General features: G+C 60.7%; 9 protein-coding genes and 1 pseudogene. 6 read left to right on the forward strand and 4 right to left on the reverse strand.

The window, feature by feature from the left end:
* Nucleotides 1–150: 150 nt before the first annotated feature.
* Nucleotides 151–594 carry a YkgJ family cysteine cluster protein gene (locus FQ187_RS26035; RefSeq protein WP_129439247.1) on the reverse strand — a complete coding sequence of 148 codons (444 nt, stop codon included), beginning with the start codon at nt 592–594 and terminating at the stop codon, nt 151–153.
* A gap of 255 nt (nt 595–849) precedes the next feature.
* On the opposite strand from FQ187_RS26035, the gene FQ187_RS26040 reads away from it, so the two are divergent.
* From FQ187_RS26040 to FQ187_RS26060, 5 genes are all read left to right on the forward strand, one after another.
* Nucleotides 850–3,300: a glycogen/starch/alpha-glucan phosphorylase gene (locus FQ187_RS26040; protein ID WP_149631671.1), complete on the forward strand. Its 2,451-nt coding sequence runs from the start codon at nt 850–852 to the stop codon at nt 3,298–3,300.
* A 102-nt stretch (nt 3,301–3,402) separates the two neighbouring features.
* The gene (locus FQ187_RS26045) at nt 3,403–6,975 is read left to right on the forward strand and encodes a DUF2339 domain-containing protein (RefSeq protein WP_149631672.1); all 3,573 of its coding nucleotides are present in this window, start codon (nt 3,403–3,405) and stop codon (nt 6,973–6,975) included.
* A complete protein-coding gene (locus FQ187_RS26050) occupies nt 6,972–8,345 on the forward strand; it encodes a DUF3999 domain-containing protein (protein ID WP_149631673.1) in 1,374 nt (457 codons plus the stop codon). The genes FQ187_RS26045 and FQ187_RS26050 overlap by 4 nt, the downstream gene beginning before the upstream one ends.
* A gap of 159 nt (nt 8,346–8,504) precedes the next feature.
* Nucleotides 8,505–9,515 carry a class 1 fructose-bisphosphatase gene (locus FQ187_RS26055; RefSeq protein WP_129439239.1) on the forward strand — a complete coding sequence of 337 codons (1,011 nt, stop codon included), beginning with the start codon at nt 8,505–8,507 and terminating at the stop codon, nt 9,513–9,515.
* Between the two features lie 4 nt (nt 9,516–9,519).
* Nucleotides 9,520–10,122, forward strand: a complete 603-nt coding sequence (locus FQ187_RS26060; RefSeq protein ID WP_149631674.1) for a DUF924 family protein — start codon at nt 9,520–9,522, stop codon at nt 10,120–10,122.
* A 117-nt stretch (nt 10,123–10,239) separates the two neighbouring features.
* On the opposite strand, the gene FQ187_RS31000 is transcribed toward FQ187_RS26060, so the two are convergent.
* The 3 genes and pseudogenes from FQ187_RS31000 to FQ187_RS30050 form a co-directional block, all read right to left on the reverse strand.
* Nucleotides 10,240–11,004: a methyl-accepting chemotaxis protein gene (locus tag FQ187_RS31000; RefSeq protein WP_371925557.1), complete on the reverse strand. Its 765-nt coding sequence runs from the start codon at nt 11,002–11,004 to the stop codon at nt 10,240–10,242.
* A gap of 93 nt (nt 11,005–11,097) precedes the next feature.
* Nucleotides 11,098–12,132 (reverse strand): annotated as a pseudogene (locus tag FQ187_RS31005) (cache domain-containing protein); the annotation flags it as partial.
* A gap of 74 nt (nt 12,133–12,206) precedes the next feature.
* On the reverse strand, nt 12,207–12,383 hold the full coding sequence (locus FQ187_RS30050) for a hypothetical protein (protein ID WP_178122769.1): 177 nt from the start codon (nt 12,381–12,383) through the stop codon (nt 12,207–12,209).
* Between the two features lie 30 nt (nt 12,384–12,413).
* Here FQ187_RS30050 and FQ187_RS26070 point away from each other — a divergent pair, with 30 nt between their 5' ends.
* Nucleotides 12,414–12,668, forward strand: coding sequence for a lipoprotein (locus FQ187_RS26070; RefSeq protein WP_033055306.1), 255 nt, complete (start codon nt 12,414–12,416; stop codon nt 12,666–12,668).
* Nucleotides 12,669–12,683 lie beyond the last annotated feature (15 nt).

Consider the following 12,683-nt stretch of genomic DNA (forward strand, 5'->3'; position numbering starts at 1 on the left):
TTTGTTTGTCTGGGGGTTGTGCGGTGTTTGTTCCGGCCCCTTCGCCAGCAAGCCCGCTCCCACATTGGATCTGCGTCGTTCACAGAACCAATGTGGGAGCGGGCTTGCTCGCGAAGGCGGACGGTCAGCCGCCGAAGAACTCAGCGACGATCAGAACTTCTCGAGGGTCCGACGGCTCTCGCTGGTCTCACGCGCCATTTCTTTCGGCTTATACGCGCAATACCCCGGCCGCGGCCCGATTTTCGGGTGGTTGCGGCAAGTATCCGGGCGCTTTTCATAAATAGTGCACAGACGGCTCTTACGATCCAGGTACAGGCAATCGTTGTTGCTCATGCGCTGAAGGGTGAAGATCTCGGACTTCTGGTTGTAACGCTCGACGATCCCTTCCTTCTGCAAACGCTTGGCGATGTTCTTCGGCGGCTCGCCGCGCTCGAATTCATCGACGATGCCGATACGGATCAGATCCTTGATCTTGACCTCGACCGGCAGGGTGCAGCAGCTGGAAACACACGAACCACACATCGGGGCGGAATACTTGGCCCAGGTATCGAGGCGATCGATCTCCGCGGCGGCGATCAGGTTGGACTTCATCATCGGTTGTTACCAGCGTGCATCAGGGCGCGCGATGATACCGGGACTGGTGGATTTTTGAACAACCTTTCGCCAGATTTTTTCGTTTGCCGCCCAATAACACCTGCATTCCGGCACGGGCCCTGCATTCTTTCCGGCACATGACGTTGTAATGTCGGCCTATCTCGCACTATCAGGAAAAACTGCCGAACCAGAGTTCAAACGGCCTGTCAGACCGTCTAGGCTCAGACAATTCCACGCTCGCTCGAGGTCCTATCGATGACTCAAGAACCACTTGTTCGCGAAGCAGAGGTGGCCGCATTCCGCGACGCCGTCTTGACCAAACTCACCTACGCGGTGGGCAAAGACCCAGATCACGCCTTCGACCACGACTGGTTCGAAGCCATTGCCCTGGCGGCGCGCGATCACATGGTCGAGCACTGGATGGACCACACCCGGCAGATCTACCGCAAAGGTCAAAAGCGGGTGTATTACCTCTCCCTCGAATTTCTGATCGGCCGTCTGCTCTACGACAGCCTGAGCAACCTCGGCCTGCTGGACGTTGCCCGCGAGGCACTGACTGAGCTTGGCGTCGACCTTGAACGCATCCGCCTGCTGGAACCCGACGCAGCGCTGGGCAACGGCGGCCTCGGTCGTCTGGCTGCGTGCTTCATGGAAAGCATGTCGACCCTCGGCATTGCCGGCCACGGTTACGGCATTCGTTATGAACACGGCTTGTTCCGCCAGGCCATCGTCGACGGCTGGCAGCAGGAACAGACCGAACACTGGCTGGATTTCGGTAACCCTTGGGAGTTTGAACGGCCAGAGGTCGTTTACCCGATCGGTTTCGGCGGCAGTGTCGAAACCGTCACCGACGAAGCGGGCAAGTCCAAGCAAGTCTGGACGCCAGCGGAAACCGTTCGCGCGATTGCTTATGACACTCCGGTCGTCGGCTGGCGCGGAGCGAGCGTCAACACGCTGCGCCTGTGGCGCGCCCGGGCCATGGAAGATTTGCACCTGGAACGCTTCAACGCTGGCGACCACTTGGGCGCCGTAGCGGAAGTCGCCCGGGCCGAAAGTATTTCCCGAGTGCTCTACCCGGCGGACAGCACCGAAGCCGGCCAGGAACTGCGCCTGCGTCAGGAGTATTTCTTCGTCGCCGCGTCCTTGCAGGACTTGCTGCGCCGCCATCGCAACATGCACACCTCGGTCCTGACCCTGGGCGATCATGCCGCGATCCAGCTCAACGACACCCACCCTTCGATTGCCGTGGCCGAACTGATGCGGCAACTGGTCGATGTCTATGACGTCGCGTGGGATGCGGCATGGCAGGTTACCGTCGATACGCTGTCCTACACCAACCACACGCTGCTGCCGGAAGCGCTGGAAACCTGGCCGGTCGGTTTGATGGAGCGGATGTTGCCGCGGCACATGCAGATCATTTATTTGATCAACGCCCAGCACATCGATTCGCTGCGGGCCAAGGGTATCCATGACTTCGAGGTGCTGCGCGCGGTATCGCTGATCGAGGAAGACAACGGTCGCCGCGTGCGCATGGGCAACCTGGCGTTCCTTGGCTCCCACAGCGTCAACGGCGTGTCCGGCCTGCATACGCAACTGATGCGCAAAACGGTGTTCTCCGAACTGCACAACCTCTACCCGGACCGGATCAACAACAAGACCAACGGCATCACCTTCCGGCGCTGGCTCTATCAGGCCAACCCGGAGTTGACCTCGATGATGGTCGACGCTCTCGGCCCGGATCTGCTGGATAACCCCGAAGAGCGTTTGCTCGGCCTGGAACCGTTCGCCGAGAAAGCCGCGTTCCGCAAAGCCTTCGCCGAGCAGCGCCTGCACAGCAAAAAAGCCCTGGCGTACATCATTCACGAACGGCTGGGGGTCGCGGTCAACCCGGCCGCGATGTTCGACGTGCAGGTCAAACGGATCCACGAATACAAACGGCAGTTGCTCAACCTGTTGCACACCGTTGCGCTGTATCAGGCCATTCGCGCCGAGCCGGAAATCGATTGGGTGCCGCGGGTGAAGATCTTCGCCGGCAAGGCAGCGGCCAGTTATCACCAGGCCAAGCTGATCATCAAACTGACCAACGACATCGCCCGGGTGGTGAACAACGACCCGACGGTGCGCGGTTTGCTGAAAGTGGTGTTCTTGCCCAACTACAACGTCAGTCTGGCGGAAAGCATCATCCCGGCAGCGGATTTGTCGGAGCAGATTTCCACCGCAGGCTTCGAAGCCTCGGGCACCAGCAACATGAAGTTCGGCCTCAACGGCGCGCTGACCATCGGCACCCTGGACGGGGCCAACGTGGAAATGTGTGAACGCATCGGCGCCGAGCACATGTTCATCTTCGGCCTCAGCGCTCAGCAGGTTGAAGCGCGCAAGCAGAACCATGAGTTCAATGCGACGCCGGATATTGCGGCATCCCATCGGCTCAATGACGTGCTGCAAGCGATTCGCGGCGGGGTGTTCTCGCCGGATGATCCGTCCCGTTACACAGGATTGATCGATTCGCTGATCGACTACGATCGCTTCCTGGTCTGCGCCGATTTCGACTCTTACTGGGACGCGCAGATGCGGGTAGAAGCCCATTGGCACGATTCGAAGGAATGGTGGCGTTCGGCGGTGTTGAGCACTTCCCGGATGGGCTGGTTCTCGTCCGACCGGACCATTCGCGAGTACGCCACCGATATCTGGAAAGCGTTGGAGTAACTTTTAGCAATAATTGCGAGCCAGGCCCGACGGTTGTCGGGCCTGGCCGATATACTGAGCGCCAGTTTGCCGGATTGGCCACTGCGCTTAGGGATATCGACCATGCAATGGATGTTCATGCTGATTGGGCTGGTGCTGGGCTGGGTACTCGACGAGTCGTTCAGCGATGCGCTGCTGGGCGGGCTGCTCGGGTTGGGTATTGGCCAGGCCATTCGCATTGGCCGTTTGGGTTCACAAACTGACGAGCAACGTAAGCTACTTGATCAGGCTCAGATCGCGCTGAATGCGGTGCAGCAACGGCTGTCATTGCTGGAAGTGTCAGGCGTCAAGACGCCGGAAGCCCACGAACCCGCGCCGCCTCCTGAATTCACTCTCGACGAAATCCCTGTCGAAGCCCCGGAGCTGATCTGGGAGCTCCCTCCCGAACTGGAACCGATTACTGCGGCCGCCGCCGAAGCGAGCCGTCCAGTGCACGTTGATGCCTGGAAACCCGAACCGGTCGCCCGCGAGCCGCAACAACCCGCCATCCCACGCGGCCCGAACTTCATCGAACGCGCCATCAGCGGCGCACGCAACTGGCTGTTCGGCGGCAACACTGTGCTGCGGGTCGGTGTGGTGCTGTTGTTTCTCGGTCTGGCCTTCCTGTTGCGTTACGCCACCGAAGGCATGGTGGTGCCGATCGAGTTGCGTTACGCCGGTGTTGCGGCGGCGGCATTGGGTCTTCTGGGGCTGGGTTGGTGGCTTAGAACACGCAACAGCCATTACGCGTTGATGCTGCAAGGCACCGGGATCGCGGTGCTGTACCTGACCGTGTTTGCCGCGATGCGTCTGCATCCGCTGCTCGATCCTACGGCGGCGTTAGGTCTGCTGGTCGCGGTGACAGTGTTCTCGGCGATTCTTGCCATCACCCAGGACGCTCTGGGTCTCGCCGCCGCTGCGGCACTCGGCGGTTTCGCGGCGCCGATCCTGACGTCCACCGGCGCCGGCAACCATGTCGCGCTGTTCAGCTACTTCGCCTTGCTTAACGCTGGCATCCTCGCCATCGCCTGGTTCAAGGCCTGGCGGCTGCTTAACCTGATCGGCTTCGTCGGCACCTTCGGCATCGGTTTCGCCTGGGGCTTGCGTTCCTATACCCCGGAACTGTTATGGAGTACCGAGCCGTTCCTGATTGTGTTTTTCCTGATGTACCTGGCCATTGGTCTGCTGTTCGCCCGGCGCAAGTTGCTGGAAATGGGCGACGCGCCCGAGGATGGCAGTCGTGAAGCGCTGCTGCGCTGGTCGGCGCGCAAGGGCGATTACGTCGACGGCACGATGCTGTTCGGTCCTGCGTTGGTGGGCTTCGGCTTGCAGTTCGCATTGGTCCAGCACTTGGAATTCGCCGCAGCCTTCAGCGCGTTGGCGTTGGGCATGATTTACATGGGCCTGGCGCGGTTGTTGATGGGCGGACGAGCGTTGCTGCTGGCGGAAACCTGTCTGGCGCTGGGGGTGATCTTCGCCAGCCTGGCGATTCCGTTGGGGCTCGATGCACGCTGGACTGCTGCTGCCTGGGCCGTCGAAGGCGCCGGCATCTTCTGGCTCGGCCTGCGTCAGCAACGACCGCTGGCCCGAGCCTTTGCCTTGCTGCTGCAACTGGGCTCGGCGCTGGCGTTTATCAGCGAACTGCGGATCGGTGAAAGCAGCCTGCTCGACGGTGCGCCGCTCGGTGCGTTGATGCTCGGCGTGGCGTTGTTGTTCAGCTTCTACCAGTTGCGTAAAGCCTTGCCCGAGCAGACGTCGGAATGGGAGCGCAAAGGGCTGCCGGTATTGGCCTGCCTCGGTCTGACCTTCCTCTATCTGCTGGCGCCGTTGTTCTTCTTCACTCACGGCACGGCGATCAGTTGGGCGCTGGCGGGGTTGGCGACGTTGTTTGTTGGCTTGCGTCTGCAATCGCGCACGTTCCTGTTCACTGCGTTCGCCGTGCAGTTGCTCGGCGGTGCGTTGTTCCTGATGCGGCTACAGGGTTCGAGCGGTGAGTCTGGCGCCGTGTTCAACGCTGGTTGGAGCGGCCTGCTGAGCGCGTCGTTGATCGGCCTGGCGCTGATCGCTGGCATGTTGCTGGCGGCGCGCGATGAGATGGTCCGAAGCGATGTGCGTTTGCTGCGCGGGTTGTCGGTGGTGCTGCTCGCCGGTCTGGTGTTGATCAATCTGGCGGTGCTGTTCGTCCTGCCTTGGCAAACGGCGAGTGCGGTATGGGCGGCCAGCGGTCTGTTCATTATTTGGCTGAGTCTGTACCTGAAGCGGCGTGTGAGTTTTGTCTTCGGTTTGCTGTTGCAGGTGATTGGCGGCGCGGCGTTCCTGATGGCCGGGCCTGATTTGCTCGGACCGCTTGCGAGCGAAGGATTGAAGCCTCTGACTCACAGTGGTTTCTGGACTCCGCTGTTGTTGGGTTTGGCTGCGATGGTTGGCGCCTGGCGCTTGCAGCTCGGCAACCATGCCTCGGCCTTCGATGTGCTGAGCTTGCAGCGTTTGTCCGAAGTGCTGTTGGTATGGGGCGCGGGTTGGTGGGCGCTGGCGTGGGTCAGTGAAGTACTGCGCTTCGCACCGTTGAATCTGCAAGCGACGTTGTTGCTGGCGGTCGCGGCGCTGAGCGTGGCGCTGTGGACGGTATTGGCGCTGCGCCTGAAATGGTCGTCGCTGGGCTTGCTCTGCACCTTGCTGATGCCTGCGGCCGGTTTGGTGTTGCTGGCTGCGTGGCACTCGCGTTATCACCCGGCGGCCAACGTCGGTTGGCTGGTGTGGGCGGCCGTGTTCGTTGTGCATTTCATCTCCCTGCGGCGTCTGGCTCCGATGTTGCCGGCGCGCGCCCTCAGTACCGCGCACGTGCTCGGCTGCTGGCTGTTGATCGGTGTGCTGGCCCTGGAGCTGCGTTACGGCCTGTTGCTGTTGTCCGAGCAGTACAACGCCTGGCGCTGGTTGGGTTGGGCGATTCTGCCGAGCCTGTATCTGGTGCTGATGGCGGCGCCCCGTGCCTGGCCATGGCCGGTGTCGGCTTATTCGCGCGAATACCGTGTGTATGCGGCGGCACCGCTGGCGTTGCTGATGCTCGGCTGGTTCTGGCTGGCGAACGTTGTCAGCGACGGCACCGCCGAGCCATTGCCTTACGTGCCGCTGATCAACCCGCTGGAGTTGGGCCTGCTGTTTGCGCTGTTCGGCGTTTACGTGTGGTCCCGCAGCACCGTGGCGCAACTGGCGATTCGCAAGGACTATGCCGAACACGCCACGCACTTGATCGCTGGCGCCTCGCTGTTTGTGTTCTTTACTGCGCTGGTGATGCGCACGGCCCATCATTGGGGCGGTGTGCCGTTCGAACTGGATGCGTTGCTCCAATCCATGCGGGTGCAGGCCGGTCTGTCTATCGTCTGGACCTTGATGGCCCTGAGTCTGATGATCGGCGGCCATCTGCGTCATCGCCGCGAAGTCTGGCTGATCGGTGCGGCGCTGATCGGGGTGGTGGTGGCCAAACTGTTCTTTGTCGAGTTGAGTAACCGCGGCGGGCTGGCGCGGATCGTCTCGTTTATCGGCGTTGGCGTGTTGCTGTTGGTGGTGGGCTATTTCGCCCCGTTGCCGCCCAAGCGCTTTGATGCTGTGCCGGAGGCTGAAAAACCGGCCCCGCAAACCGAAGGAGTGTCGTTTTGAGTCAGAAGCTGAATCTTGTCTGGCTGGGCGCTGTTGCGCTGGGTGTGGCGCTGTCGGCCAGTGCTCAGGAAAAACCGGCGGACTTCGCCACGCATGTGCCGTTGTCGGTCAGCGGCGAAGGTCCGTGGTATCGCCTCGAATTGCCGTTGAGCGTGCAATTGAATGCGCGGCAAACCGATCTCAGCGATGTGCGCGTGTTCAATGCCGCCGGTGAGGCTCAGGCGTATTCCTTGGCTCGCGCGCCGGCGCAGACCAGCGAAAACCGCACCCTGACCGACGTGAAATGGTTTCCTCTGTACAACTCGGCGGACTCCACCGAGCACGCACCGAGCGTGCGGGTGCAATCGAGCGCCAACGGCACGCTGGTCGAAGTGCAGCCGTCCAGTCAGCTGGAGGCGGGCGAAGAAATGCTGCGCGGCTGGTTGCTCGACGCCAGCAGCATCAAAGCACCCTTGCAGCAGTTGATCCTCGACTGGACCAGCGAACGCGATGGCTTCCAGCGTTTCACCATCGAGGCCAGCGACGACCTGCAGCATTGGCAGTCGTGGGGTGAAGGGCAGGTGGCACGCCTGACGTTCGCCGACGAGCAGGTCGAGCAACATGAAGTCGCTCTGCCGGGTCAGTCGGCCCGTTATCTGCGATTGCTATGGAGCACGCCGCAATCGGCACCGACGTTGACCTCGGCGCAACTGCAAAGCGCCAAGACTCGCAGCCTGCTGCTACCACTTGTCTGGTCGCAGCCGCTGGCCGGCAGCAGCGTGAAGGCCGGTGAATACACCTGGCAATTACCCATGGGGCTGAATGTCGAACGCTTGCAGGTCGAGTTGAGTCAGCCCAACAGTTTGGCACCCGTGACCTTGTCCGGTCGTCGGGAAAGTAGCCTGCCGTGGCAGGCGCTGAGCAGCGGTTTGCTTTATCGCCTGACCCAGAGTGGCCAGGATGTGGTGCAGAACGAATTGCAGCTGTCGGGGCAAACCGTGCAGCAGTTGAAACTGACGGTGGACGAGCGCGGCGGCGGTCTGGGTGCCGAGGCACCGACTGTGCGATTCGCCGTGCGCTCCATTCAATTGGTGTTCCTGGCGCGCGGGGCGGGGCCTTATACGCTCGCGCTGGGAAGTGCCACGGTGAAGGCGGCGAACCTGCCGCTGTCGACGTTGATTCCGGATTACAACGCTGCAAAATTGGCGACATTGGGCAAGGCTACGGTGGAGGGCGGGGCGGTGGCCACGCCGGTATCGACCGTGACAACGGCTGCGCCGATGGACACAAACTGGAAGAAGTTCGGGTTGTGGGCGGTGTTGCTGCTCAGTGTTTTGGTTCTGGCCGCGATGGCGTTCAGTCTGTTGCGCAAGCCGCCAGTCAAACCCTGAAACTGGCAGTTACGCCCGGCCCACATCCGGGCGGTTTCGAACTACGCTCAATCGGGCGCATGAACTCTATTGGGTGTAACACGTCTGATAGGAGGAAATGCGCCCCGACTCGCGTTAAACTGCGCGGGTTTTTAGCCCCCCATTCCACCGGAGCCTTCCATGTCCCGCGTTACCCTGAGTCGCTATTTGATTGAGCAGACCCGTAGCAATAACACCCCTGCCGATCTGCGTTTCCTGATCGAAGTGGTGGCGCGTGCTTGCAAAGAGATCAACCACGCCGTGTCCAAAGGCGCCCTCGGTGGTGTTCTGGGCAGCATGGGCACTGAAAACGTCCAAGGTGAAGTGCAGAAAAAACTCGACGTGATCTCCAACGAGATCCTGCTCGAAGCCAACGAATGGGGCGGTCACCTGGCCGGCATGGCGTCCGAAGAAATGGACAATGCCTACCAGATCCCGGGCAAATACCCGAAAGGCGCGTACCTGTTGGTTTTCGACCCGCTGGACGGCTCGTCGAACATCGATATCAACGCGCCGGTCGGTACGATCTTCTCGGTGCTGCGTTGCCCGAACGAATACCTGAGCCAAAACGAGCCCTTGAACGAAAAGGCTTTCCTGCAGCCAGGCACCGAGCAAGTGGCTGCCGGTTACGCGATCTACGGTCCACAGACCATGTTGATCCTGACCCTGGGTGACGGCGTAAAAGGCTTCACCCTGGACCGCGAAATGGGCAGCTTCGTGCTGACCCATGAAGACATCAAGATCCCGACCTCGACTCAGGAATTCGCGATCAACGCGTCCAATCAGCGCCACTGGGAAGCGCCGGTACAACGCTACGTCGGCGAATTGCTGGCTGGCGAAGAAGGCCCGCTGAAAAAGAACTACAACATGCGCTGGGTCGCCGCGATGGTCGCGGACGTGCACCGCATCCTGACCCGTGGCGGTCTGTTCATGTACCCACGCGACAGTCGCGAGCCGTCCAAGCCGGGCAAGCTGCGTCTGATGTACGAAGCCAACCCGATGTCGTTCCTGGTTGAACAGGCTGGCGGCGCGTCCACCGATGGCCATCAGCGCATCCTCGACATCAAGCCGGACGGCTTGCACCAGCGTGTCGCCGTGTTCCTCGGTTCGAAAGAAGAAGTCGAACGCGTCACGGCTTACCACAAGGAATAAACCCATGACCGCGCCCTGGCAGCCATTGCTCGAATGGTGGTTCGGAACCCTCGAATCCCCCCACGAAATAGCGGCTGACAAGGGCAAGTTATGGTTCGGCAAGCGCGACAGCCAGGACCTCGAAGCGCGCACGCGTTTCGGGGACTGGGTCGAGCAGGCACTGGCCGGCGGATTGACCGAGTGGGCGCAACGCCCCGAAGGTTGGCTGGCCCTGGTGCTGCTGCTCGATCAACTGCCGCGAATGATCTTTCGCGACACTCCCAAATCCTTTTCAGGCGATCTCAGGGCTCAGGCACTGGTGGCGCAAGGCATTGCTGCGGATTTTGATCGGCAGTTGCGGCCGATCCAGAGGGTATTTATCTACCTGGTGTTTGAACACTGCGAGAATCTGGCGGTGCAGAACGAAGCGGTTTCGCGGTTTATCGATCTGCTGGCGCAGCAACCTGAGGGTGATCGGGCGGTGTTTGCCGATAACCTGGATTATGCCGAGCGGCATCAGAAAGTGATTGCGCGGTTTGGACGGTTTCCGCATCGCAATGCGGTGTTGGGAAGGGAATCTACGGCTGAGGAGTTGGCGTTTCTTTCGAAGCCCGGGTCTCGTTTCTAAATCTTCGTTGTTGCAGATGCCGTCTTCGCGAGCAAGCCCGCTCCCACAGGGGATTTGTGATCGACGCAAATCCAATGTGGGAGCGGGCTTGCTCGCGAAGGGGCCCGCAAGAATGGCTTAAATCCTGAAACTACCGACCAACTGTTTAAGCCGCGCCGCCTGCTGTTCAAGGTCTGAACACGCACGCAAGGTCGACTGCAAGTTCTCCACGCCTTCCTGATTCAGCGTGTTGATCTCGGTAATGTCGACGTTGATCGACTCCACCACCGCCGTCTGCTCTTCCGTCGCAGTGGCCACCGACTGGTTCATCCCGTCGATCTCACCGATACGCTGAGTTACGCTGCCCAGACGTTCGCCCGCCAGGTTGGCGATGCCGACGCTGCTTTCGCTCTGGCGCTGGCTGTCGGTCATGGTGCTCACGGCTTCCCGAGCGCCGACTTGCAGTTCCTCGATCATCTTCTGCACTTGCTGCGCCGAATCCTGAGTACGGTGCGCGAGGTTACGCACCTCGTCCGCTACCACGGCAAAACCGCGACCGGCTTCACCGGCACGGGCCGCTTCGATGGCGGCGTTGAGTGCCAGCAAGTTGGTCTGCTGGGAGATGCTGGTGATCACTTCCAGAATCTGCCCGATGTTCACGGTGTTGCTGTTGAGCGTTTCGATGTTGCCACACGAATCGCTGATCTTCGCCGAGAGCTGCTGCATCGCCGCGATGGTTTTATCCACGACTTGCTGGCCGTCCTCGGCCAATGCGCGAGCATCGCTCGAATGCTGAGAGGCGAGGGCGGCGTTCTGGGCGATTTCCTGGGCGGCGGCGCCCAGCTCGTTGATGGCGGCGGCGACGCTGCTGGTGCGCGAGGCTTGCTGGTCGGAGTTGAACATCGACGAGTTCGACGCGGCAACCACACGCAAGGCGACTTCGTTGACCTGGCCGGTGGCCGAGGACACTTCGCGAATCGACGTATGAATACGCTCCACAAAACGGTTGAACGAGGTGCCCAGCGCACCGAATTCGTCCTGGCCGTGGATGGTCAGGCGTTTGGTCAGGTCACCTTCGCCTTCGGCGATGTCATGCATGGCGCGGCCCATAGTCAGCAGCGGCTGCATCAAGAAGCTAATCAGCATGCCCAGCAACGCGATGATGATTACCACGGCAATGACCATGGCGATGATCGCCGAGGTGCGGAATTCGCTGAGCATTGAGAACGCGGTGTCCTGATCCAGCACCAGTGCCACGTACCAGTCTGCCGAGGGCACACCATTGACGTGGGTAAAGGAGATGAATTGGGTCTTGCCGTCGATCTCGACTTCTTTCATGCCCGGGCTGACTTTCGGCGCGCCATTCGGGTAGGCGTCGGTCAGGCTCTTGAGCACCAGTTTGCTGTCCGGGTGAATCAGGATCTTGCCGTCGGCACTGACGATGAACGCGTGGCCGTGGCCGCCGAAGTTCAGCGAGTTGATGATCGCGCTGACGCTGGACAGGTCGATGTCTGCGCCGGCGACGCCGATCATTTGATTCTGATGTTTCACCGGGGTGGCAACGGTGATCACCAGTTTGCCCGACGACGCGGCGATATAAGGTTCGGTGACGATGGTCTGTTGCGCGCCGTTGGCCGCCTTGTACCAGCCACGGGCGCGGGGGTCGTAATCCGCCGCACGATTGCCGGCCGGGACCGAGAACATCACGCCGTCAGTGCCACCGAAGTAGCTCAACTGAAAATTACTGGTGTAGGCCGGCAGGTCGATGGCGCGCTTGAGGTTGGCCAGGTCACTGCCGTCCACGGCGATCTGCTGGGACAGCGATTGCAGCAACTGAATGCGGCTTTCCAGCCAGGTCTGGATGTTGCTGGTGGTCAGGCTGCCGAGTTCCTGCATCGAGGATTCGGTACTGCTGCGCAGGGTTTGCCGCTGGCGGTAGTCGTTGAAGAGGATGAAACAAGCGAATGCAACGGCCACCACGAGGGCGGCAGCCAACAAGATCTTGTGGCTGAACTTCATGTTTCTGGTCATTAAATGAGCTACCGCGGATAGGCTAGTCAACAAAGGGGCGTCAATTTGCCACAGTCGTGGGCTTTGCGCTGCTTTTATGTCGACTGAGCGGCGCCAAAGATTAGGCGGCTTTTGCGAAAACCGACGAAATGGTCATCAGCAAACAAAAGTTCCTTATATTTCACGAAAGGCGGACGAGCGGCCCAAAAATAGCCGGCCGGCCACGGAACCAGACAGGGGTTTTCTCTTCTAAGCTTCAGCTTGGCAGCCATGCCATTCCCCTTCGCCCCAGGAGCTACACCATGTCGCTGCGTTCAATCGCCCTGCTTTCGTTCTGTGTGTTGCTGGCCGCGTGCAGCAAGATCAATCAGGAAAACTACTCGAAGCTGTCGTCAGGCATGCCCAAGGCCGAGGTAGAAACCTTGCTGGGTAAACCCGCCGATTGCTCGGGCGCGCTCGGCATGTCCAGCTGTACCTGGGGCGACAAGAACAGCTTTATCAGCGTGCAGTACGCCGGTGACAAAGTGCTGATGTTTTCCGGCCAAGGCCTGAAGTAATCCGGGGCTATGCGC

Origin of the sequence: Pseudomonas sp. ANT_J28 (assembly GCF_008370005.1) — a bacterium.
Taxonomy (GTDB): domain Bacteria; phylum Pseudomonadota; class Gammaproteobacteria; order Pseudomonadales; family Pseudomonadaceae; genus Aquipseudomonas; species Aquipseudomonas frigoris.